The 21,867-nt window shown below is 39.1% G+C and carries 23 protein-coding genes, 1 tRNA gene and 1 pseudogene; 14 read left to right on the top strand and 11 right to left on the bottom strand.

Annotated elements, in window-relative coordinates; all coding sequences use genetic code 11:
- Both F777_RS0107965 and F777_RS16160 read left to right on the top strand, forming a co-directional pair.
- Complete coding sequence (locus tag F777_RS0107965) at nt 1-753, top strand: L,D-transpeptidase family protein (protein WP_026751577.1); 753 nt, start codon at nt 1-3, stop codon at nt 751-753.
- 97 nt (nt 754-850) lie between these two features.
- Nucleotides 851-2,692: a hybrid sensor histidine kinase/response regulator gene (locus F777_RS16160; RefSeq protein WP_051408508.1), complete on the top strand. Its 1,842-nt coding sequence runs from the start codon at nt 851-853 to the stop codon at nt 2,690-2,692.
- Nucleotide 2,693: 1 nt separating this feature from the next.
- Here F777_RS16160 and F777_RS0107975 read toward each other — a convergent pair whose 3' ends face one another.
- Nucleotides 2,694-3,956 (bottom strand): aspartate kinase, encoded by a 1,263-nt coding sequence (locus tag F777_RS0107975; RefSeq protein WP_026751578.1) that lies wholly within the window; start codon nt 3,954-3,956, stop codon nt 2,694-2,696.
- A gap of 90 nt (nt 3,957-4,046) precedes the next feature.
- Between F777_RS0107975 and fbp the strand changes: the two genes are divergently transcribed.
- Genes fbp through F777_RS0108005 form a run of 6 tightly spaced genes read left to right on the top strand, consistent with a single transcriptional unit; the run spans nt 4,047 to nt 7,978 of the window.
- Complete coding sequence (gene fbp / locus F777_RS0107980) at nt 4,047-5,060, top strand: class 1 fructose-bisphosphatase (RefSeq protein WP_037369241.1); 1,014 nt, start codon at nt 4,047-4,049, stop codon at nt 5,058-5,060.
- Nucleotides 5,061-5,065: 5 nt separating this feature from the next.
- A complete protein-coding gene (locus F777_RS0107985) occupies nt 5,066-5,554 on the top strand; it encodes a hypothetical protein (RefSeq protein ID WP_026751580.1) in 489 nt (162 codons plus the stop codon).
- 2 nt (nt 5,555-5,556) lie between these two features.
- Nucleotides 5,557-6,321: an ABC transporter ATP-binding protein gene (locus tag F777_RS0107990; protein ID WP_026751581.1), complete on the top strand. Its 765-nt coding sequence runs from the start codon at nt 5,557-5,559 to the stop codon at nt 6,319-6,321.
- 4 nt (nt 6,322-6,325) lie between these two features.
- On the top strand, nt 6,326-6,850 hold the full coding sequence (locus F777_RS0107995; RefSeq protein ID WP_026751582.1) for a YfiT family bacillithiol transferase: 525 nt from the start codon (nt 6,326-6,328) through the stop codon (nt 6,848-6,850).
- A gap of 11 nt (nt 6,851-6,861) precedes the next feature.
- Nucleotides 6,862-7,416, top strand: a complete 555-nt coding sequence (locus tag F777_RS0108000) for an NUDIX hydrolase (protein ID WP_026751583.1) — start codon at nt 6,862-6,864, stop codon at nt 7,414-7,416.
- A 1-nt stretch (nt 7,417) separates the two neighbouring features.
- Nucleotides 7,418-7,978, top strand: coding sequence for an NUDIX hydrolase (locus F777_RS0108005; RefSeq protein WP_037369244.1), 561 nt, complete (start codon nt 7,418-7,420; stop codon nt 7,976-7,978).
- Here F777_RS0108005 and F777_RS0108010 read toward each other — a convergent pair.
- From F777_RS0108010 to F777_RS0108045, 8 genes are all read right to left on the bottom strand, one after another.
- Nucleotides 7,975-9,276 carry a bifunctional folylpolyglutamate synthase/dihydrofolate synthase gene (locus tag F777_RS0108010; protein ID WP_026751585.1) on the bottom strand — a complete coding sequence of 434 codons (1,302 nt, stop codon included), beginning with the start codon at nt 9,274-9,276 and terminating at the stop codon, nt 7,975-7,977. The two genes, F777_RS0108005 and F777_RS0108010, sit on opposite strands and share 4 nt — an antisense overlap.
- Nucleotides 9,277-9,289: 13 nt before the next feature.
- Nucleotides 9,290-10,132 carry a hypothetical protein gene (locus F777_RS0108015; protein WP_026751586.1) on the bottom strand — a complete coding sequence of 281 codons (843 nt, stop codon included), beginning with the start codon at nt 10,130-10,132 and terminating at the stop codon, nt 9,290-9,292.
- A gap of 62 nt (nt 10,133-10,194) precedes the next feature.
- Nucleotides 10,195-10,962: a sulfite exporter TauE/SafE family protein gene (locus F777_RS0108020; RefSeq protein WP_026751587.1), complete on the bottom strand. Its 768-nt coding sequence runs from the start codon at nt 10,960-10,962 to the stop codon at nt 10,195-10,197.
- On the bottom strand, nt 10,962-11,882 hold the full coding sequence (locus tag F777_RS16165) for a DMT family transporter (RefSeq protein WP_037369246.1): 921 nt from the start codon (nt 11,880-11,882) through the stop codon (nt 10,962-10,964). Before F777_RS16165 ends, F777_RS0108020 begins: the two co-directional genes overlap by 1 nt.
- A 3-nt stretch (nt 11,883-11,885) precedes the next feature.
- Nucleotides 11,886-13,184 (bottom strand): radical SAM family protein, encoded by a 1,299-nt coding sequence (locus F777_RS0108030; protein WP_026751588.1) that lies wholly within the window; start codon nt 13,182-13,184, stop codon nt 11,886-11,888.
- Entirely contained in the window at nt 13,174-13,734 is a 561-nt protein-coding gene (locus tag F777_RS0108035; RefSeq protein ID WP_026751589.1) for a hypothetical protein, read from the bottom strand. Before F777_RS0108035 ends, F777_RS0108030 begins: the two co-directional genes overlap by 11 nt.
- Entirely contained in the window at nt 13,731-14,765 is a 1,035-nt protein-coding gene (locus F777_RS0108040; protein ID WP_026751590.1) for an agmatinase family protein, read from the bottom strand. Before F777_RS0108040 ends, F777_RS0108035 begins: the two co-directional genes overlap by 4 nt.
- 66 nt (nt 14,766-14,831) lie before the next feature.
- Entirely contained in the window at nt 14,832-15,368 is a 537-nt protein-coding gene (locus tag F777_RS0108045; protein ID WP_026751591.1) for a hypothetical protein, read from the bottom strand.
- A gap of 101 nt (nt 15,369-15,469) precedes the next feature.
- On the opposite strand from F777_RS0108045, the gene F777_RS0108050 reads away from it, so the two are divergent.
- The 3 genes from F777_RS0108050 to F777_RS0108060 all read left to right on the top strand — a co-directional run bounded on the left by F777_RS0108050 (nt 15,470) and on the right by F777_RS0108060 (nt 19,036).
- Nucleotides 15,470-15,877 (top strand): cytochrome c maturation protein CcmE domain-containing protein, encoded by a 408-nt coding sequence (locus tag F777_RS0108050; RefSeq protein ID WP_026751592.1) that lies wholly within the window; start codon nt 15,470-15,472, stop codon nt 15,875-15,877.
- Between the two features lie 27 nt (nt 15,878-15,904).
- The gene (gene ccsA, locus F777_RS0108055; RefSeq protein WP_026751593.1) at nt 15,905-18,349 is read left to right on the top strand and encodes a cytochrome c biogenesis protein CcsA; all 2,445 of its coding nucleotides are present in this window, start codon (nt 15,905-15,907) and stop codon (nt 18,347-18,349) included.
- A gap of 72 nt (nt 18,350-18,421) precedes the next feature.
- Nucleotides 18,422-19,036, top strand: coding sequence for a DUF4294 domain-containing protein (locus F777_RS0108060; RefSeq protein ID WP_037369248.1), 615 nt, complete (start codon nt 18,422-18,424; stop codon nt 19,034-19,036).
- Here the strand turns inward: F777_RS0108060 and aat are convergent.
- Together aat and F777_RS0108070 are read right to left on the bottom strand one after the other, a co-directional pair.
- A pseudogene (gene aat / locus F777_RS18585) lies at nt 19,033-19,670 on the bottom strand (leucyl/phenylalanyl-tRNA--protein transferase). The gene F777_RS0108060 and the pseudogene aat overlap by 4 nt on opposite strands.
- Nucleotides 19,670-19,975, bottom strand: coding sequence for an ATP-dependent Clp protease adaptor ClpS (locus F777_RS0108070; protein WP_051408509.1), 306 nt, complete (start codon nt 19,973-19,975; stop codon nt 19,670-19,672). The pseudogene aat and the gene F777_RS0108070 overlap by 1 nt, the downstream one beginning before the upstream one ends.
- Before the next feature lie 118 nt (nt 19,976-20,093).
- On the opposite strand from F777_RS0108070, the gene F777_RS0108075 reads away from it, so the two are divergent.
- The 3 genes from F777_RS0108075 to F777_RS0108085 all read left to right on the top strand — a co-directional run bounded on the left by F777_RS0108075 (nt 20,094) and on the right by F777_RS0108085 (nt 21,866).
- A tRNA-Val gene (locus F777_RS0108075) sits at nt 20,094-20,168 on the top strand.
- A gap of 109 nt (nt 20,169-20,277) precedes the next feature.
- On the top strand, nt 20,278-21,420 hold the full coding sequence (locus F777_RS0108080; protein ID WP_037369251.1) for a glycoside hydrolase family 26 protein: 1,143 nt from the start codon (nt 20,278-20,280) through the stop codon (nt 21,418-21,420).
- Nucleotides 21,417-21,866 (top strand): YciI family protein, encoded by a 450-nt coding sequence (locus F777_RS0108085; protein WP_026751597.1) that lies wholly within the window; start codon nt 21,417-21,419, stop codon nt 21,864-21,866. The genes F777_RS0108080 and F777_RS0108085 overlap by 4 nt, the downstream gene beginning before the upstream one ends.
- The last annotated feature ends 1 nt before the right edge of the window (nt 21,867 follow it).

Here is a 21,867-nt window from a genome sequence, read left to right on the forward strand (position 1 = left end):
ATGAAATACTGTGTTGTTTTATTATTGTTATCCTTGCATTTTACTGGCAACGAACTGTTTGCCCAGGATTTTAAAGCATTGACCAAAAAAGAACAGATCGTTTTTAACAGAAGAGAGAATGCTTTAAAACAACAGTTTCAGGAGGCCAATCTAAGCTGGCCTGCAAAGCAGCTGTATATACGCAGTTTTAAACAGGATGGTGTGCTAGAATTATGGGTAAAGAATAGTTTAACCGAGCCATTTGTTTTATTTAAAACTTATAATATTTGTGCATTGTCCGGTAAGCTTGGACCCAAAAGAAGAGAGGGGGATAAGCAAGTTCCGGAAGGGATTTATTACATTAATGAGTTTAATCCAAACAGCGATTACCATTTCTCCCTTGGACTTAATTACCCCAATCAGAGTGATCTGGTTTTTGCAGACAGAAATGCTCCGGGAGGGGAAATTTATATTCACGGACAGTGTGCAACTGTGGGTTGTATACCCATTTTAAATAGTCCTATTGAAGAGTTATATGTACTGGCAAGTATTGTAAAAAAGCAAGGTCAAGATTATATACCTGTTCATATATATCCCATAAGATTCAATAATCATCAGTCCGCTAAAGCCATACAGATGCTGGTAGGAGCCAATCCTGAATACCATCGGTTTACCAGCCAATTGAAAGATATTTACGATTATTTTGAACAATATAAGCAATTGCCAATCATTGGAATTACACAGGAGGGTTCATACAAAATACTTGTCCGGTAAGCAATGTATTGCATTATTTAGTATTTTGTGACTAATTATTACAATCCTGATAGCCGCTGAAGACCTCTTGGTTTAATTATACAATTGTAGTTATCTAATGAAGCGAGCTAAGCTTTCCTTTTCAAATATCATATTAATTACAGCCTGTTTGGTAGTGGTGGTTTCCATTTTGTTCTTAAATGTAATCAACACCAGAAATATCATAACGCTTAAAAATTCCATAGACACTTTAAGTATTGAGAATAAAAACATCAGCTTATTGCGGAGTGCCAGTGATGAATTGGTAGAGTTAGAATTGGTGTATAATAAATATTTACAAACCGGTGAAGCTTCTTTAATTGATTTATCTTCAAAGCTGGTCGATAATACCCTTAAACGATTAATAAATCTGCAGCAGGAAAGTGATAGTGGCAGAGCTGCTCAAATTGTTCATCAGTTGGCAAAAGAACGTCCTTTGCCAGCAATGATTGCAGATTTTCAAAATCTTTCTTCGAAATTCAAAAAAAATCAGATTGGTGTATCCCGGATTAGTGAAACAGATTCTGTAAACATTTTATTGGCCCAATATAATCAACAGTTTAAAAGGGTATTAATAAAAGAAGATGCATTTAGGGAAAATTTAAATCAAACCATATTCAAAAATGCCGTTACGGGTACCGATGTAATTCAAAAGTTTTTCTGGATATCACTGCTTATCATCTTGTTTATTGTGGGAGTACTGGTATACAATATTTACAAGATGGTAAATTATGAGAATGAAATACTGGAAGCCAGGGAAAAAGCGGTAAAACTGGCGCAGGTGAAAAGCAGGTTTTTGAGCAATATGAGTCACGAGATCAGATCTCCTCTAACTGCAATTATGGGCTTCACGGAAATCATCGATAAAATTGAGACAGACGCAGAAAAAAGGAATTTTCTTCATGCTATTAAAACCTCATCTGAGCATTTATTGTCTACTGTTAATGACGTGCTTGATTTTTCAAAATTGGATGCAGGAAAACTGAAATTGGAAAAACAACCCTTTTATATTAAATCTGCCATAGAGGAAGTTAGCTTTGCTTTATCCAGTACCAGCGCAGCCAAAAAAGGCATCCGAGTTAACACCGTAATTAATTTGCCGGAAAGTCTTTTGGTTAAGGGAGATTTATTCCGTCTAAAACAAATTCTGTACAACTTATTAAGCAATGCTATTAAGTTTACAGAAAAGGGCGGGGTAACCATTGATGCTGTAATTGCATCTAAAACCCCCGATAAAGCGGTTATTCGTATTGCTGTAGCTGATACTGGAATAGGTATTCCCAATGATCAGATTAAAACCGTTTTTGAAGAATTTACGCAGGTGTCTAATAACACAGCCACAAAGGATAATAGAAGAGCCATCAAAGGAACAGGGCTTGGCTTGTCAATATGTAAAATGCTGGTAGAATTACAAGGGGGGACCATTGGTGTTGAAAGTAAGTTGAACCATGGTTCAGTTTTTACATTTTCCATTCCATATGAACTGGCAACCGAAAAAGTTGATACAGATAAAGAACAAACAACTATGACTAGTATTTCTCCTGTACTTCAGGGCAAAAAAGCGTTGGTGATTGAAGACAATGACGTGAACATTATGTTATTGACCATGTTGTTGAAAAAGGTCGGAATTGTGTACGATATTGCTAAAGACGGGGAGCTGGGATTGCAGATGTTTAAAGAGAATGTTTACGATATTATTCTCACTGATATTAATGTGCCAAAGTTAACGGGAGACGAAATCGCTGTTTTTGTAAGGCAGTATCCTGATGAAGTCAAGCGAAATATGCCAATAGTTGGCCTCACAGCAACCATTGTTCAGGATGATCTGGACGACTATCTGGCTGCAGGAATCAATCAGGTATTGGTAAAACCCTTTAAACAGGATGACTTGTATGCTACGCTGGAAAAATATTTAGCGTAATTTACTGGGTTCTGTAAATAGTCTGAATAGTTTCTTTTGTTTTTTGCTGAAGCAATATCTGCCGATTGGTTAATAAATGACTAATGATTTCCTCGTTGTAATGCCTGATGGTTATTAAAGTCAGCATTTTTTCAATCTGTACGTCAAATAGATGACTACATTTTTCCGCAAGCATTGCTATTTTTTCCTCGTGATCATCCAGACAAAGCTGCAAACTGATTGCTCCAGTCTGAATTAAATTGGGCTTCACTTTTATTTCACTGAAAATCTGATACAGAATACTCATAGGCTCTTCTCCTATAAAAGAGAAGTCTTTTGTTTTCAGGTGCATCAAAACCTGGTGTTCCTTGTTTACTATAATAGGAGGAAGGTTTTTTACGTGCTTGTGATGAATGATGGTTCCTTTAAGAGATGGGTCTAAAAAACATTTCACCAGTAAAGGAATATTTTTATTTTGTAGCGGCTTTATGGTCTTTGGATGAATTACCTGGGCGCCATAATAAGCCATTTCAATTACTTCATTAAAGTTTAGCTCTTTAATTAGCTGTGCATCAGGATATGATTTAGGATCGGCATTCATTACCCCTTCCACATCTTTCCAAATGGTTAATTCAGTAGCATCCAGAATATTGGCAAAAATGGCAGCTGTATAATCACTTCCCTCTCTGCCCAATGTAGTACTTTCATTGTCGTCTGTGGCTCCAATGAATCCCTGCGTTATGGTAATATGGCCGTTGAACTCTTCAATTGCTGCTTTAATTCTGGATGCAGAAAAATCAAATTGAACTCCCGCATCTCTGAAATTATTATCCGTTCTAAGCAAATCTCTTACGTCCAGCCATTGATTATTTATTTTTTCTTCTTTTAAAAAGTGGCTGATAATACAGGTACTGAAAAGTTCGCCTGTACAAACTATCTGGTCGTAATAGTAGTCATAGTTTCTTACTGGTTTATCATGTAAAAGCCATTCTACTTCTGTAAAAAAGTCGTTTAATTGCTGCACGCATTCGTTGTATTGTAATACCAGTAAATATTTAGCTGTAGTAAGGTGTTGGTTCTTTACCACGTTGAATAGCTGCAAGGCTTCTTCCTTATTTCCTTTAAAATAGGCATCTGCTACTTTTTCAAGTCCATTGGTTGTTTTTCCCATGGCAGAGATAATAATTACCAGGCGTTCCTGTTGATGGGAGGCAACGATTGATTTTAAGTTTTTTATTCTGTCAACACTGTTTACGCTGGCACCTCCGAATTTGAATATTTTCATACTTGATGGCTTGTGATAATCTTTTCAGTTCGTACAAATATACGTTCCGTACCCGCCCAATTATTATCTTTATATAAACGAAAGCGCTATATGACAATTAACAGAACCGTACTCACCTTAGATGAGTTTACGCTACAACAGTTAAGGCAGTTCCCGTCGGCTACAGGAGAACTGAGCCGTTTGCTTAGAGACATGGCATTGGCGGCAAAAAGGGTAAACGTAGAAGTGAATAAAGCAGGGCTAGTAGATATACTGGGAGATGCAGGTAGCATTAATGTTCAAGGAGAAGATGTAAAAAAACTGGATATATACGCCAATAACCAGTTTATGGGCGTATTGAAGCATGGCATCAGCTGTGCTGGAATTGGAAGTGAAGAGATGGATGATTTTGTAGTATTTGACGATGAAGTAAGCAATAACAGTAAATATGTAGTGTTATTTGACCCCCTGGACGGAAGCGGTAATATAGATGTGAATGTTTCCATAGGAACAATTTTTGGTGTGTATAAGCGGGTAAGCCCCTTAGGAAAACCCTGCACCAAGGAAGATTTTCTGCAACCAGGAAAAAATCAAGTGGCTGCCGGATATGTTATATATGGGTCAAGTACCATGTTTGTTTATGCAACCCGTAGGGGGGTCAACGGTTTTACCCTGGATCCTTCCATCGGAGAGTTTACCATGAGTCATCCCAATATTACCTGTCCCCCAACAGGAAAGTTTTATTCAGTTAACCATGGCAACTTTTTTCAATACGCAGAACCCGTTCGAAAATACATAGATGGATGTCAACGTAAAACCAAAGAAAACGGGGGGCCTTACACCCAACGTTATATTGGAAGTATGGTGGCAGACGTGCACCGTAATTTAATTAAAGGAGGGATTTTCATGTATCCGGGAACTACCGACAAACCTCAAGGTAAACTGCGTTTATTATATGAAGCTAATCCTTTTGCCTTTATTCTGGAAGTGGCAGGTGGGGTTGCAACCGATGGGGTTGGAAGGATTCTTGATATTGTTCCAACCTCTTTACATCAGCGAACGCCTTTGTTTATCGGTAGCAAAATGATGATGCAAGAACTTGCGGATGTGCTGGAAAAAAAATAGTGTTTATGAGATATACCATGATTTTTTTATTTGTATTTTTTTCTGTTTTTTCCAAGCTCTACGCCCAACAGCCACTATTGCCAGGGAAAATGAATTATACTATGATGACCAAGCCAAATAATATCATTTATAATGATACTATTTATAAAGGAAGTGCGCAATTCAAGCAATTGTTTTACAGATCGGGAAATGGTGAAATCATCGGGTCTTACCAGAAACATCAATCGAATAAAATAACCGGCCAGATTTTTAATTTTGCTGGTGCCATCACTTTGCTAGTTGGAGTGAATCAATTCTCAGGTAACAATAGCGGAACTGCCTGGACTTTGGTAGGCGCTGGATTCCTGAGCTCCATTGCAGGGGGGTATTTTAACCTGGTGGCACAGCGTCATCTGCTAACGGCCGTAGATTTGTTTAATCAGCAATACAATAAAAGACAAACCGTATCAATAGGGGTGGGGAACCAATCCCTGGGGTTGGTGGTAAAATGGTAAACATGGCAAACTCAATTATTTGTGTACACGATTTGCATAAAAAGTATGGTGACTTCCATGCAGTGAAAGGGATTAGTTTTGAGGTGATGGAAGGCGAAATCTTTGGTTTGCTGGGTCCAAACGGAGCCGGAAAATCTACCACGCTGGAAATCATTGAAACACTTAGAACCAAGACCAGTGGTCTGGTTGAAGTTGCTGGATATAATTTGGATGACTCTCCCAATGAAATTAAAAAAATCATCGGCGTGCAATTGCAAACGGCCGGGTACTATCCCAATCTGAATTTATCTGAGTTGATTGCTTTGTTTTCAGGTTTATACAACCAAAAGACGGATCCGGAAGAACTATTGAATCTGGTTAATTTAACTGATAAAGCAAAAGCAAAATTCAAGGAATTAAGCGGGGGGCAGAAGCAGCGTTTTGCTATTGCAACTACATTGATTAATCAACCCCGCATAATTTTTTTAGACGAGCCTACTACAGGTCTTGATCCTCAGGCGAGAAGAAATTTATGGGAACTCATTCAGTCAATCAGATCTAAGGGAACCACGGTAATTATTACCACACACTATATGGATGAGGCGGAAGTTCTTTGCGATCGGGTAGCAATTATAGACTCGGGAAAAGTAATCGCATTAGACACACCGGATGCCTTAATTGACAACCTTGTAGCCACAGGATTTGAAAGACCTAAGCAAGTAAAAAATGCCAATCTGGAAGATGTATTTATAAACCTTACAGGACATCAGTTAAGATCAGAAAATTAATCGCATGCTTGAAGCACAATATCCAATAGGGCAGTACCAGTCTAAGCCTTTCAGCAAAGAGGTAATGAATGACTGGGTGGCTGACATTTTGTTTTTACCTAAGGAGGTAGAAAATGCCGTACTTAATCTGGATGAAGCTCAATTGCATACGCCCTACAGACCGGGCGGGTGGACTTTGCATCAGGTGGTACATCATCTGGCAGATAGCCATATTAATGCCTATGCCCGCTTTAAACTGGCATTAACAGAAGATCAGCCTATCATTAAACCGTATGATGAAAATAAGTGGAATGAACTGGCGGATATAGATACAGTACCCATCAATACCTCTATCACTTTGCTGCACGCCCTTCATGCCAGATGGCATGCAACTATAAAAGGGTTAAGCGAAGCAGACTGGGAAAGGACTTTATATCATCCGGGTAGTAAAAAAATAATGACTTTATGGTATATGCTGGGAATGTATGCCTGGCATGGCAAACACCACACAGGACATATCCTGTATTTGAGAACTAAGAATAACTGGTAAATAACATCAATATGAATAAATGGGAGCTCTTGCATTCAGAACAGCTGATTAAAGACAAGTGGTGTGATGTTAGAAAAAACAGTTACAAGAAAAATGATGGTTCTGTAATAGAGCCTTTCTACATCTATGGGTTTCCGGATTATGCAACGGCATTGGCCATCACCAAAAGAGGAACCGTCATTGTAGAGAGAATTTACCGACCCGGTATTGACGAAATTATTCTTGAGTTGCCCGGAGGATGTGTTGATCCAACGGATACCATGCTGGAAACAGCAATTGAGCGCGAGTTGCTGGAAGAAACAGGGTACCGGTTTGAACAAATAGAATACCTGGGTAAAATTTCTCCCAATCCCAACACCAATACCAATGTAATGCATATGTTTCTGGCAACAGGAGGTGAAGAGGATCCAAGCGCAGTAAGAGATACAGAAGAAGAAGTTGAAGTGCTTGAGTTGGAGTGGGATCAGTTCATTGACGATTTTAAATCTCAGAAGTTTGTTCAGTCTATGCAAACCAGTACTATCCTGTATGCTTTGATGAAATTAAATAAGTTAATTGTGTATTAGTATGGATTATAATAGCCGAAAATGGGTACTGCTGGAATCCAAAGAGGTTTATAAAAAGAAATGGTTAACCGTATTGGAAGATCGTTGTCAACTACCGGATGGTTCTGTTATTGATCCTTATTTTACAATTAGTGTTCCGGACTTTTGCAATATTATTATGGTAACACCCAATGAAGAAGTTGTACTGGTTCGTCAATACAGGCACGCTGCAGGGATTGTTTCTCTGGAACTTCCAGGTGGTATTATTGAACCCGGGGAAGATCCGGCGTTTGCAGCAAAAAGAGAAATGGAAGAAGAAACAGGTTTCCAAACCCAAGAGTTTGAATTTTTATATAAAATTCATCCCAATCCTCCTTTGGAAAAAAACCAGGCATATTTTTTCTTAGCTAAAAATGTGGTACCAACAGGAACGGTTGCATTAGATCCGTTCGAAGACATTGAGCTGGTTTTTCTGCAGCGGGAAGCATTTATGCAGAAATTACTTCAACACGAATTTCAACACGGCATTCAACTGAGTGCCATGTATGCCGCGGCTATTCAATTGGGTTGGATAAAGGCTTAGTTCTTATTGAATGGAATCCGGTCTACTTCTGCAACCAGGAAAACACTGCCACAAACCAGAATCAAATCATTTTGATCGGCTTGCTCCATGGCAGCATTGAGTGCCAGATTTACATCCGCATAAGCATCTCCTGCAATACCGAATTGTTTTGCTTTTTCCTGAAGCTGTTTTTCGTCCAGTGCTCTTGGAATCTGTGCTTTGGTGAAATAGTATTTTGCGGTAGACGGAAGTAAAGATAAAACTTCATCAATCTCCTTGTCTTTTACCATCCCCATGATCCAGTGCAATTGTTTGTAGCTGCATAAATCCAGTTGAGCCAGTATGGCTTTTACACCATCTGCATTATGACCTACATCTAATACCACAGTTGGATAACGGTGAATCTGATCCCACCTTCCAAATAATCCTGTTGATTTTTTAACATTGGAGAGGCCTTTTTGAATGTCATCCTCTTTTATTTTCCATCCTGCTTTTATTAGCACTTCACAAGCTTCCAGAACAGTCAATAAGTTTTTGGTCTGATAAAATCCAGGCAAGTCCAGTAAGTACCGGTGATATTCATTTTTTTCTTTATCAACAATAGTTACCTGTAAATGCAAATCCTGAAACAGCCAGTCGTGAATGTATCTCTTTTCCTGTGCGAAAGAAATGTTGCTGGCATATGAAGCACCTAAAAAAACTGGTAAGGATTCAGGAAGCGTTTCTCCAATAACCACTGGTATACCTGGTTTAATTATGCCTGCCTTTTCAGCAGCAATGGCAGGGATGGAATTTCCCAGCAGGTTCATATGATCCATGCCAATATTGGTAATAATGCTTAGAACAGGCTGAATAATATTCGTGCTGTCTAATCTTCCTCCCAATCCAGTTTCAATAATGGCAATATCTACCTTTTCTGCTGCAAAGTATTCAAAGGCCATAGCAACCGTTATTTCAAAAAATGAAGGTTCTATCAATTCTATTTGTTCCTTCATTCTAGCTGTAAAATCAATTACAAATTCTTCTCTACAACACTTGCCATTTATTTTTATCCGTTCTCTGAAATCAGTTAAATGCGGGGATGTGTATAAACCTGTTTTGTATCCTGCTTCCTGAAAAATAGATGCAAGCATATGGCTGGTAGAGCCTTTCCCATTGGTTCCGGCAATATGAATACTGGGGAACTTTTTATGTGGATTGTCCAGAAAATTACAAAGAGCGATGGTATTGGTTAAATCTTTTTTGTAAGCCGATTCTCCCTGTCTGCTAAACATGGGCAGGCGGCTAAATAAATAGTCAAGTGTTTCAGAATAGTTCATGAAAAAACAATGCTTAGTTTCTCAGTTTAAAATCAAAAATCAAAGTGCCCGTTTGTTCAGAAGCTTCGGCTGCATTTAATTTTAAAGACTTTGCTTTTTGAATGGCAATATTTCTGATAGAAGGATTGGTTGTTGTAGTTCCTTTGGGATTAATACTGGCTGCAATAACAGACCCGCTTTCGTTCACTGTAATGTCTACAGCTACTTTTGCATTTTCATTAAAGTCATCTTCAAAAGAGGGTAGTCTGGTAATTCTTCTGCCATCCAGCCCGCTTCTTATTTTAACTCCCCCCGTTCCGCCCAATCCTCCGTTGCCACTGGCAGCATTGCCATTGTAGCTGTCCGATAATGGATTACCTGTTGGCTTGCCCTGATCTCCCTTACCTCCTGCAATACCCTGGCTTGCTGCATTTTTATAGCTATCGTTCATGGAGGCCCCGCCACTGGCAGTGTTCCTGTTGGTATTATTAGAAAATACAGCTTTGGGTTTAGGAGTAGGAGGCGTATTGTTAACTACCGGATTGAGCTTTTTATTTTCAATGGGTTTGTTTCTGTTTACGGCTATATCTTCTTCGTTGTTTACTTCTTCCGTTGCCTTGTCGTTATCAGTAGTAGCATCCGAATTGGTAGATTCGGCTTCTGAAGGATTATTATTGCCTGATACAGGAATATCCCCATAGCCAGTTTCTGCATTTCCCAGATTTACCTCAATACCTTCACCTTCCTGTATTACCTGTGGTTGTGGCAATTGATAGCGTACATAAAAAAACAGGGAAAATAAAATAATAGTAATGATAGCCGTGATGGTTGCGGCTTTAACCTGAATCTGCTGCGAATTTACATTTGCTGATTTCATCGGCACTAAAAGTACAATAATCCCCTAATTTCTTTAGGAATGAAAGGTTAATTTCCTGAATCTTATTTCAGAAAAATATCATAGCCAAATCTTACTAAAGTTGCTGCTACTACAAATAAAAAGAAAATGCGGATAAACTGATTGCCTTTGTAAATGGCCAGTTTGGCTCCGAGGATACCTCCAATTGCATTGCAAATGGCCATGGGAATAGCAACTGACCATAGAATAGAACCCTTTAGCATAAACAGGCTGATAGAGCCCAGATTGGTTGCAAGATTGATGAGTTTGGCATGTGTGCTTGCTTTTAAAAAATCGAAACCTAAAATTCCAATAAATGCCATGATGAAAAAACTCCCTGCGCCCGGGCCAATAAACCCGTCATAAAATCCTATGATCACACTTATCACAATCGTATATCTCCATTCCGTTTTAAGAGATAGCGGGGCAAGATTGGTCTGACCAAAATTTTTCTTAGAATAAGTGTATATGGCAACCAGGCAAAGCACTACAAAAATGACCGGCTTCATGTATTGATTGCTGATAACAGAAAGCAATTGAGAACCACTAAAGGCAGCAGTAAAAGCAATCGCACACATTGCTCCAACCTGTTTCCAGTTAACAGCCACTTTTTTAAGGTATTGCCTGGCTGCAAATGCAGTACCTGTGAATGCAGGTATTTTAAGTGAACCAACCACTGTTCCCACAGCATATTGCGGAAGCAGAATTAATCCAGCCGGCAATTGTATTAATCCACCACCTCCCACAATGGCATCTACAAATCCTGCAAGGAATGCGAAAAAACACAATAAGGCAATGACTTCAAATTCCATTATTGTTTATTTTTTTGAAGGGTTATATTGGCAATAATTAATCCTGCTATTACCAGAATTCCACTTGACAAATGAATCATTGTCATTTTTTCTCCCAATAAAAAAACAGCTTCCAATGTACTGAATACAGGTATCAGGTTTCCAAAAAGCACGGTTCTGCCTGCCCCTAGTTTGGCAATCGCCAGATTCCAGCTCCAGAAAGCCAGAACAGATGTACCAATACCCAAATAAAGAATAGATCCAAGTAAACCGTAAGACCAGTTAGTTTGGTAATTGGTAAAGTGTTGTTCCATTAAATAAAAAGGAAGTAGCATGAAAGTGCCTAAGCAAAACAATATCCAAAGAAAAGATAGCGGACTAATGCCGGAAGGTTTCTTGCGAACCAGAATATTGTAAACCGCAAAAGCAAAAGACCCTGCTAATATCCAGGCATCACCAATAGAAAATTTAAAATGTTTAAGTACATCCCAGCTGCCTTTTGAAATGAGCAGAATAATTCCAGCGATACAAATCAACATCCCTATGATTCTGAAAAAGCCCATTCTTTCTTTTAAAAAAAAAGCTGCCATGGCAGTGGCAAAAATGGGGGAGGATGTAGTGCCTATCAATGCCATATTAATGGCCGTTGTATGATGTCCGGCAACATACACAAACGTGTTAAACAAGGCTATGCCTGTAAAAGACAAGAGCAATAAAATTTTCCAGTTTAATTTCATTGCAGTTGATTCTGCCTTTATTTTATTCAATGCAAAAGGGAATAAGACGATGGTGGCGCAAGACCAGCGATAAAAAGCAAGACTCACAGGACCGATGCTTTCACTTGCTTTTCTGGCAATAATAAAATTGCCAGACCATAAAAGTGTAGCGGCAATTGCGAGTAAAACCCCATCCCTTGTTTGCGTATTTGCTTTGGCTTGCATGGGTTATTGTGCGCCGGCAAATTGATGATTAAAGTCTCCCTTTATTCTTTCCATTGGGGGATTGAAATATCCGAATTTTACAGCAGGGAACTCTTCATGAATCAGGTCCATTAATTGTTTAACGCCCAGCATATCACCTGTTTCACCCATCCCGATTTTACCCATATACCAGTCCGGATCAATGTTAAAATTCCTCCATTGAATCATATTGAGTTCAGTTTCTGATATCAGTTTCCTGAGTGCTTCATATTCTGATTCACTATCTGTGATACCTGGAAATACAAAGTAATTGATACTAGTCCAACCTCCATACCTGCGAACCACTTTTAAACTTTCAACAATGTCTTCAAAAGTATAATTGTTAGGGCGGTAATAAGCTTCATAAATATGCTTCTGTGCAGAATTCGTACTGACCCTGATGCTGTTTAATCCTGCTTTACAAAGTTCTTCAACTGCAGCAGGCTTTGATCCGTTTGTATTAATATTAATACTTCCTTTATCTGTATGCTTTCTGATTTCTATGATTGACTGCCTGATGGTTTCCCACATCAATAAGGGTTCTCCCTCACATCCCTGACCAAAACTGATAATGGGGAAAGGAGCATTCAATAAATGCGGAACGGTGAACTCTACAATTTCCTCTGCACTGGGTTTGAATGTTAAGCGATCTTGCGTGCTTACAATGGTTTCTTCTTCGGGCTGAAAAGAAATACAGCCAATACAGTTGGCATTACAAGCAGGAGAGGTAGGCACAGGGCATTCCCATCTGCCAAGCGAAAAGTTTCTGGCTGCCGGACAATGATAAGTCATGCAGCAATTGTCCATTAAATGCTTTACCAGCCTGTTATCTGGATATGCTTTGAGTAAATGAGCTGTACCTGATTCAATCGCTTCCGGATCAAATCCGGCAGCTTCCTGTCTGATGTCTTTTTCTATTCTTACTGCAGGTACATAGTTTTTGTCGTTCATCCAGCCTACTGCTGTATAACAGAACAAGGGTAGGGTTGGTGCATCCGGCATGGTTTCATATGCTGCAATAAATAATCCGGTATAAGCCGGTGGAATAAATGCTGCCACTGCCCATCCTTTTTCACAAAGCCGCATTTCACCTGTTTGCACATCAATCCCAATGCCTCTTCTTCCGGGCAATTCATATAAATTACCTCCCTGTGGTAATTCTATCCACTGATCAGGCTCTACCGGAAATGCATCCCAGCCGGCACGTCCCACTGCATAGAGGGTATCGTCTTCAAATATATTTCCTTCACCATCAGAATACAGCAGGTAGGGACTAATTTGCATAATTTGTTTTTTCTAGATTTAATTTGGCATAGGCATTGAATTCCTGTTCCAATGTTTCGGTAGTACCGGATTCCAGTTCCTTTTGAATGAGCTGGTTGTTTTTGAAGTCGATGGTTAGCAATCCATCTTTTAAAACCACATTGTTCAGTTCTGACCAGCTGTATCTTTTTTTAGGGAAACTATTTTTTACAATTTCGTTCTCATCAAAGGCAATTTCTTCCGGAAATTTTACCTGTTTTTCTAACATGGCAGCCAGTAAGTAAATCCATGCAACCCAGATACCATCTTCCAGCGAATACCAGCCAATGGCACCAATCAACAGTCCAAAGCGATAGAAAGGAGCAATGCCTCTCTTGTTTTGCCAGATACAATAGATAAGCCAGGCAAGTACTGCTGCCGCCATAACGATACTAATGGTGCCAATAATAAAACCGGTGAAATAAGCAGCTACAAATGCAATGGCAGCAATGATCAGCATGATTTGGCTAACCAGATCAACGGTGGCAAAACTTCTTTTCTTCAGGACAATGATGTAGTCGTAGGTTTTCATAATACCATCAAGTTACAAAGTCTCCACAAAATTCTTGCACCTACATTGCTGTCCCAGTCTGTTTGGCCCACGCCAATTTCAACCAGATCAAATCCAATCAGCTCTCTGCCACTTTGCTTTATCTTCTTAAATAAATAAATAATTTCTTCTGTTTCAAAACCGCCCGGAACGGGTGTACCCGTGTTGGGGCAAAGTTTTCTGTCTAATCCATCAATATCAAAACTGATATAGACTTTTTGAGGTAAATGTTGAATGATTTCGTCGGTAATTTTTCCCCATGTCTGGCCTTCAAACATTCTCTCTTTCACGTTTTTATCAAAATAAGTAATGACACGGAAATTACTGTTGCAGATATACTCCCATTCCTGTTCACAGTAATCGCGAATTCCAACCTGTACCAGTTTGCTTATTTCCGGTATTTCCTTCAAAGCATTATACATGATGGAAGCATGCGAATAAGTAAAGTCTTCGTATTTTTCTCTTAGGTCGCAATGGGCATCAATCTGAATAATTCCGAAAGAACCATGTTTTTCCGCCAGGGCTTTCATTAAGCCCAACGGGGTACTGTGGTCTCCGCCCAATATACCTACCAGCTTCCCTTTATCCAGCAAAGCTTTGCTTTGTTCGTATACCCAATTGTTAAGATATATACCCCCCTCGTTTATTTCCTTCAAACTTTTGCACATGAACTTATTGTTGGTTAGTTCAGCACCCTGGGAAATATAGTCAATGTATAATTCTGCTTCTTTTCTAAGGTAGTCTCCCTTCAATAGTAATTTCTTATCGATTTCCTTCATGAAGAAGCCTTTTTTCCAGCCAGCATCTCCATCCATATCCAGTAAGTCTACCTGCATGCTACTTTTAAAAACATGTTCTGCAGCCCTGGCTGTTCCTGCACCGTAACTAACCGTTACTTCCCAGGGAACAGGAAGGATTACAACGCTTGATTCATCTTCAGTGAAGGGGAGCCCAAAAATATTGTTGTTGGGGTTGGCAACCGCATTGGGGTTAAAGCCAGATAAGTCTGTCATATTGAGCAGTGTTGAAAACGGGATGCAAGTTAGGTGCTAAATGTTAAAACAACACTATTTAATCGGTTATCTGGGCTCAAAATGACTGTTAAATGAAACAAATAGTCGTTTAAAGGGTAAAAAAGGGACAAAATAAAGCAGATAAATTGGAAAGGCTGATAAATGGAGCCCTTTATTATAGGCGTCTACCATTGCAAATAGCGGTATAAACCATCTATACCTATTCAATAGATAAATTGACCGTACAGCTGAAAAACAAAGTGGAAGAATAGGTACCCACCATATGAAACTGTAATATATTTCTCTTTCTGTACCCAGATATGATAAATTGAATAGATACAACAATACAGTGGTTGAAATGGCTAAATATTTAGTCGGGATAAAAAAGGCGGCAATAACCAAACTGGAACTAACAACACTTAGGATGCCACTGATTGTGTTTGCTTTCAAAAGCATTGGATTTTGATCGGCACATTGATAGGGAAGTTGTTGCAAAATCAGCATTATCACAAAAACTATAAATACAGATCCCAACAGAATGCGGGCAATAAAAAGTCTGAAATCTTCTGCATTTTCAATGATTTTTTCTGCTTTTTCAGACATGTCGGGTTATTGTATAAGGTTAAAAATTTTAACAAGCCACAAGTAACAACAAATCATTGAACCTATTGTTTTTAAGTTACCTTTGCACTATAATTCAGATCATGAAAACAACGCATATTATCATTCTTGTATTAATTGCTGCAGCTATCGCGGTACTGGTTCAGTACAGTGGTGACCTGACTACTTATGAGACCATTGCTTCCGCAAAAGAAAAGGAGGGTAAATTTGTAAATTTGATTGCCAAGTTAGATACTACGCAGGCAATTGAATATGATGCGGTAAAAAATCCGAATTACCTGAGTTTTACTGCAATTGATACCCTTGGTAATTCCATCAAAGTGATTTACCACGATACCAAGCCCACCGACATGGAAAAAAGTGAAAGAATTGTTTTGAAAGGAAAGGTTCAAAATAATCAGTTTGAATGTGAACATATCTTATTGAAATGTCCATCCAAATACAAGGACGATCCTTCAGCCATGCAGAAACAGCTGCAAACCTCTAATTAATGTTATTCCATACCATAAGCTAACTTCATGAATTATATTGGTGAACACCTGTTGCCAGGTCAAATTGGACATTTTTTTGCAATCCTGAGTCTAGTTGCTTCTCTGTTGGCAACTTTTGCTTTTTATAAAGCCTCTAGTGTTGCGGCAGAAGAGCAAAAGTCTTGGAAAATACTGGCCAGATGGTCATTTGGCATTGAGTCTGTCAGTATTCTTGTTTTGTTTGGGGCTTTGTATTATATTATTTCCAACCATCTGTTCGAATATAAGTATGCTTATACGCACAGCGATTTAAGTCTTCAGTTTGAGTACCTTTTGAGTTGTTTCTGGGAAGGGCAGGAAGGTAGTTTCATGTTGTGGAGTTTCTGGCATTGTGTATTGGGTTGGGTTATTATATGGAAAAGTGGCAAATGGGAAGCACCGGTAATGACCGTTATTAGTTTTGCGCAGTTTTTCATAGCTACTATGCTTTTAGGCATGTACTTTTTTGGTACCAGAGTCGGAATCAGTCCTTTTGCATTGCTTAGAAATGAAATGGACGCCCCCATATTCAGCCAACCCAACTATCTCGATTTTATTAAAGATGGTACCGGATTAAATACATTATTGCAGAATTATTGGATGGTGATACACCCTCCGGTTTTATTTCTAGGTTTTGCCTCTACCATTGTCCCCTTTGCCTATGCAATGGCAGGTCTTGCCAAAAAAGAGCACGATTGGGTGAAGCCTGCTTTACCTTGGGCTTCTTTTTCAGCAGCGGTTTTGGGAACGGGTATTATGATGGGGGGGGCCTGGGCTTATGAAAGCTTATCCTTTGGGGGTTACTGGGCTTGGGATCCTGTTGAGAATGCATCCTTGGTTCCCTGGTTAACATTGATTGCCGGATTACATACCAATTTAATTTACAAGAGTAGTGGGTACTCATTAAGACCTACTTATTTCTTTTACATCATTAGTTTTTCATTGATTTTATATTCCTCTTTCTTAACAAAAAGTGGAATCCTGGGCGACACTTCCGTACACTCCTTTACCGATATGGGATTGAATGCACAGCTGTTGTTGTTTGTTTTGATTTTCTTTATACCCGGTATGATTTTGTATTTTATCAGATACAAATCAATTCCATCTATTCAGAAAGAAGAGAGCACCTATAGCAGGGAATTCTGGATGTTCATTGGTTCACTCGTATTGTTTTTGTCGGGTATGGTTATTATAGCTAAAACTTCCACACCTGTTTGGAACAAAGTTTTTGGAACCAATATTGCTCCGCCACAGGACCCGGAATTTGCCCATAACCAGATTCAGATTTTTGTAGCAATCATATTAGGTATCCTTACCGCAACCACACAATACCTGAAATACAAGGATACCCCCAGCGGTCAATTCTGGAAAAAAATTATGATCCCCACTTTTATTGCAGTTGCTATTTCTGCTGCCATCAGTATCTGGGGGGATATTTCCTACACGAAAAAGGGTGCTGGATTTTTAGCCGCTATTCATTTAGGGATTTTTGCCGCTGTTTACGCAGTAGTTGCCAACACAGCCTATATTTGGCTGGGAGTTAAGGGAAAGATTAAAGCTGCCGGGGCTTCAGTAGCACATATTGGATTTGGTCTGGCACTGGTAGGTATATTGATTTCCTCTGGTAAAAAAACCGTGCTTAGCTGGAACACAACAGGGGTAACACCTCTAAGTATGGAGAGCAAGGATGATAAGGGAAATCCAGCAGGTGATCCAGCAGAAAACTTAACGTTGTTTAAAGCAGTGGCAACCGATATGGGCAAGTATATGGTAACCTATACTATGGATACCACTAATTCCAGAGACCGCAAAAGATATTTTGAAATTGATTTTAAAGCCAAAGATGGTAGTGAGCAGTTCAAACTATACCCGGATGTTATAAAGAATAATAAGGGCATGGAAGGCTTTGCGGCCAATCCTGCAGCCAAGCATTACTGGCATAAAGACATTTTTGTCTATATCACTTCTTTCCAGGAGAACAGGGCAGCAGATACGGTTAGTTTTAAGAACAGAGCTGTGAAAGTAAACGATACTTTGTTTTATGGAAATGGTATGATGATCCTGAATAAAGTATCTGTAAATCCCGAAGATCTAGCTTCCAAGTACAATAAGGACGAAACGGCTTTGTTCCTGGATATGACCGTTATTTCCAAAGAAGGAAAACAGTATCGGGCATTTCCTGGGATTGCATTAAAAGGACAGGAGCTTAGATCCTTGCCCGACAGTGTTATTTCGCAGAGTCTGGTGTTGAAATTCAATAAAGTAATTAATCAGGATAAGGGTGAGTTGGAAATTGGAGTTAAGGAAAGTGGTAATATTACCGACCTGATTACCTTAAAAGTGTATGAGTTCCCGATGATTAATCTCTTATGGCTGGGTATAGTAATTATGGTCATTGGTTTTGTAATGTCGATTGTTCAGCGTGTTAAACAATTGGCAAAAAGCACCCTGTAATAGCGGCAGCAAAGGTTACATTTTGAGTGTCATTGTATTAATATTAGTCTGATTTGACTAAATTGAATTCATATGGGCACCAAATATTTCCCTGTCATTCTCCTTTTTTGCAGCATCTGCTGCACCGGGCTGTTAAAAGCACAGGACAAAGGTATATATGATACCGTAAGGGTATATGCTTATATCACGCCCCAAGGCGATACCATCGGAGAGTCCTGGCTTCCCTCTGTTGAAGTGATAGGGAAACTAAACGCCGCGGGTAGAAAATATTGGGCGGAATGGACCCGCCTGAGAAATGCGGTTTATGTTACTTATCCTTATGCTAAAGCTGCTTCCCGGATTATTAATGAAATTAATCTGCAACTGGTAAATGTTTCGGATAAACAGATGCGTAGGAAAATTATTCGATCCAGGGAAAAAGAAATGAAAAAGCAATTTACAGACCAGCTGACCAAATTGTCTGTTTATCAGGGGAGGGTATTAATGAAGTTGATAAACCGCGAAACCGGGAACAACTGTTATGAAATTATTGAAGAATACAAAGGTTTTATGACAGCAGCTTTCTGGCAAACTGTGGCATTTGTTTTTGGTAGTAACTTAAAGCAGCCATATGATCCCGGGACCAAAGATGCAGAAATGGAAAAAATAGTAAAGGACGTGGCCCGCATGTATGGCTATCCCGGCTAAAGATATTGTTGTAAATAGCTTTGAAAATCTTTCCTGGAAATCATTTCAGCACCCAGACTTTCCAAGTGTTCTGTATGTACCTGGCAATCTATCAATACAACCTTTTCCTGCATCAATTGAGATACCAATTGAATAAAGGCAAACTTGCTGGCATTGGAAACAAGACTGAACATGCTTTCTCCAAAAAATAATCTGCCCATTCTTATTCCGTATAATCCCCCTACCAATTGATTGTTTTTCCAAGCTTCTGCTGAAACGGCCAAACCTTGTTTATGCATTTCTATATAGGCCGCTTCTACTTCATCGGTTATCCAGGTTCCTAGTTGCCCGGGGCGTTTATTGACTTTGCATTGCCGGATTACTTCTGAAAAACGGGTGTTAAAAGAAAAACAAATTCTTTTCTTTTAATCACTTGTTTCATGCTTTTGCTAACAGTTAGTTTTTCGGGGAATAATATAAATCTTGGATCAGGACTCCACCACAATGGAGTACTTCCTTCATACCAGGGGAATATCCCTTTTTGATAAGCCAGTATTAATCGTTCTGTTGATAAATCACCACCAATAGCTAATAAGCCATCTTCGAGGGCATCTTCAACTGGGGGGAAATACAATCTGGAAGAAAGAATATGCATTAAGGGTTCAGTTCTACCGTAGCACCAATACCTCTTTCTGTAATGCTGTTACACATGGGTTTTAATGTATCGTAATCTCCTTTCTTTACAGCATACTTGCCTTTGTAATGAATAAACATAGCGCATTGTTCAGCCTGTTCAAGCGTATGCCCGCAGATTTCTACAAGCGTCTCAATAACCCATTCAAATGTATTGACTTCATCATTCCAGACAATCAAACTATACTGATCAGTAGTAAGCGTATCGGTATCTGCGGAGGGAGACTCCCAGATTTGCGGATTATTGGAAGAATAAACATTCGACATGCAGTAAAATTATAGAATCGGTGTTGATTTAAAGAAAAATGAAAATTTGTTTTGAAAAAAATAGATTTTTTTTTGCTGTTTACATTTCAGACCCTATTTTTGCACTCCCAAACAATAAGGGAGCATAGCTCAGTTGGTTTAGAGCATCTGCCTTACAAGCAGAGGGTCCGCGGTTCGAACCCGTGTGCTCCCACAAAGGTCTCGAGTTTTACTCGGGACCTTTTTTCTTGTCTCCTATTTAGCTGGATAACTGCATCCGATTAACTTTTATTGGTTAAATTGAGTTGCATCAACTTTCAACTATGCGATTGCTGATTCTTTTTACATTTTTTATTAGCAGCCCCATTGCCATGTTTTCCCAAGCATATCGTACCGCTAACCCCAACGCCAGCTTGCAGACGGTTAAATTATACAATAACTTATTCAGGATTTTGCCACAGGGTATTCTTTTCGGGCACCAGGATGACCTTGCATATGGACTTGGTTGGGAATATATACCGGGTAAAAGTTGTGTGCAGGATGCAATTGGAGAATACCCCGCTATGTATGGCTGGGAATTGGGTGACCTGGAGTTGGATGCAAGCTATAATCTGGATAGTGTTCCTTTTCAAAAAATGAAAACATTCATTCAGGAAGGTTATAGTCGCGGTGGAGTTATAACCATTAGTTGGCATGCCAATAATCCAGTTACCGGAAAAAACGCCTGGGATATTTCGGGGAATGCTGTATCAGCCATTATTCCCGGTGGTAGCCTGCACGAAAAATACAAAAGCTGGCTAGACAAAATAGCCAGCTTCCTTTTGGATTTAAAAGCTCCTGGAGGGGACTTTATTCCTGTTATTTTCAGACCTTTTCATGAGCTAACTGGAAACTGGTTCTGGTGGTGTCAGAATGTTTGTACTCCCGAAGAATACAAGTCTCTGTGGAAATTTACTTTTGACTATTTAACCAAGATAAAACAGCTTAATCATTTATTGTTTGCTTACAATCCGGAGAAGTTTGAGAATGAAGCCCAGTTTTTACAATACTATCCCGGGGATGAATATGTTGATATTATGAGTTTTGATTTTTATCAATATGGAGACCCCTCGAATAACAACGATTTTGAAACTACACTTGATAAGCGATTATCTATTCTAACCAAGATATCTAAAGAGAGAAAAAAGCTTCCGGCGCTGGCAGAAACAGGATTTATGAATATCCCTTATCCTGAATGGTTTACTAAAAAACTCATGAAGGGAATAGGGAATCATGCTATTTCTTATGTACATCTCTGGAGAGACGGAGGCCTAGTGAATGGATCCGGTCAATATCGCTTTGCACCTTCTCAGGATCATTTTATTCCAGTAGGCCGGGACCCTTCTTTTATGGATTTTTACAAGTTGTATATTTCAGATAAATTCATTTTTGGTAATAAAGTACAGCAATTAAATTTATACAAATGAAGCCCTTTTTATTCTTGATAGCCTCATTTTTTTCGTTGGGTGTTCTCGCTCAATCTTCTGCATATGATGAAAAGCTTGCCCAAAAACTGGGTGCAGACGAATATGGAATGAAACAGTATATATTCGTTATACTCAAAACAGGAACCAATACCTCTCAGGATAAAAAATTTATAGACAGCTGTTTTGCCGGGCATATGAGTAATATGGATGTGATGGTTAAAGCAGACAAATTAGTGGTAGCAGGGCCAATGGGTAAAAATGATAAATCTTTTCGGGGAATTTTTATTCTGAATGTTGCAACAAAGGAAGAAGCAGAAAAGCTATTGAAAACAGATCCTGCTGTAAATTCCGGATTATTGCAGGCTGAGTATTTCCCCTGGTATGGATCGGCAGCATTAGCCACTTATTTGCCCAATGTTGAAAAAATCACGAAGAAAAATTTTTAAC

Origin of the sequence: Sediminibacterium sp. C3 (assembly GCF_000508085.1) — a bacterium.
Lineage (GTDB): Bacteria > Bacteroidota > Bacteroidia > Chitinophagales > Chitinophagaceae > Sediminibacterium.

Coding starts and splice junctions, on each gene's coding strand:
- F777_RS0107975 (WP_026751578.1), bottom strand. CDS start 3,956: ATGAAAATATTCAAATTCGGAGGTGCCAGCGTAAACAGTGTTGACAGA.
- F777_RS0107985 (WP_026751580.1), top strand. CDS start 5,066: ATGAGATATACCATGATTTTTTTATTTGTATTTTTTTCTGTTTTTTCC.
- F777_RS0108045 (WP_026751591.1), bottom strand. CDS start 15,368: ATGTCTGAAAAAGCAGAAAAAATCATTGAAAATGCAGAAGATTTCAGA.
- F777_RS0108085 (WP_026751597.1), top strand. CDS start 21,417: ATGAAGCCCTTTTTATTCTTGATAGCCTCATTTTTTTCGTTGGGTGTT.
- F777_RS0108005 (WP_037369244.1), top strand. CDS start 7,418: ATGGATTATAATAGCCGAAAATGGGTACTGCTGGAATCCAAAGAGGTT.
- ccsA (WP_026751593.1), top strand. CDS start 15,905: ATGAATTATATTGGTGAACACCTGTTGCCAGGTCAAATTGGACATTTT.
- F777_RS0108070 (WP_051408509.1), bottom strand. CDS start 19,975: ATGTCGAATGTTTATTCTTCCAATAATCCGCAAATCTGGGAGTCTCCC.
- F777_RS0108020 (WP_026751587.1), bottom strand. CDS start 10,962: ATGGAATTTGAAGTCATTGCCTTATTGTGTTTTTTCGCATTCCTTGCA.
- F777_RS0108030 (WP_026751588.1), bottom strand. CDS start 13,184: ATGCAAATTAGTCCCTACCTGCTGTATTCTGATGGTGAAGGAAATATA.
- F777_RS0108060 (WP_037369248.1), top strand. CDS start 18,422: ATGGGCACCAAATATTTCCCTGTCATTCTCCTTTTTTGCAGCATCTGC.
- F777_RS0107990 (WP_026751581.1), top strand. CDS start 5,557: ATGGCAAACTCAATTATTTGTGTACACGATTTGCATAAAAAGTATGGT.
- F777_RS16160 (WP_051408508.1), top strand. CDS start 851: ATGAAGCGAGCTAAGCTTTCCTTTTCAAATATCATATTAATTACAGCC.
- F777_RS0108010 (WP_026751585.1), bottom strand. CDS start 9,276: ATGAACTATTCTGAAACACTTGACTATTTATTTAGCCGCCTGCCCATG.
- F777_RS16165 (WP_037369246.1), bottom strand. CDS start 11,882: ATGCAAGCCAAAGCAAATACGCAAACAAGGGATGGGGTTTTACTCGCA.
- F777_RS0107995 (WP_026751582.1), top strand. CDS start 6,326: ATGCTTGAAGCACAATATCCAATAGGGCAGTACCAGTCTAAGCCTTTC.
- F777_RS0107965 (WP_026751577.1), top strand. CDS start 1: ATGAAATACTGTGTTGTTTTATTATTGTTATCCTTGCATTTTACTGGC.
- F777_RS0108015 (WP_026751586.1), bottom strand. CDS start 10,132: ATGAAATCAGCAAATGTAAATTCGCAGCAGATTCAGGTTAAAGCCGCA.
- fbp (WP_037369241.1), top strand. CDS start 4,047: ATGACAATTAACAGAACCGTACTCACCTTAGATGAGTTTACGCTACAA.
- F777_RS0108080 (WP_037369251.1), top strand. CDS start 20,278: ATGCGATTGCTGATTCTTTTTACATTTTTTATTAGCAGCCCCATTGCC.
- F777_RS0108050 (WP_026751592.1), top strand. CDS start 15,470: ATGAAAACAACGCATATTATCATTCTTGTATTAATTGCTGCAGCTATC.
- F777_RS0108000 (WP_026751583.1), top strand. CDS start 6,862: ATGAATAAATGGGAGCTCTTGCATTCAGAACAGCTGATTAAAGACAAG.
- F777_RS0108035 (WP_026751589.1), bottom strand. CDS start 13,734: ATGAAAACCTACGACTACATCATTGTCCTGAAGAAAAGAAGTTTTGCC.
- F777_RS0108040 (WP_026751590.1), bottom strand. CDS start 14,765: ATGACAGACTTATCTGGCTTTAACCCCAATGCGGTTGCCAACCCCAAC.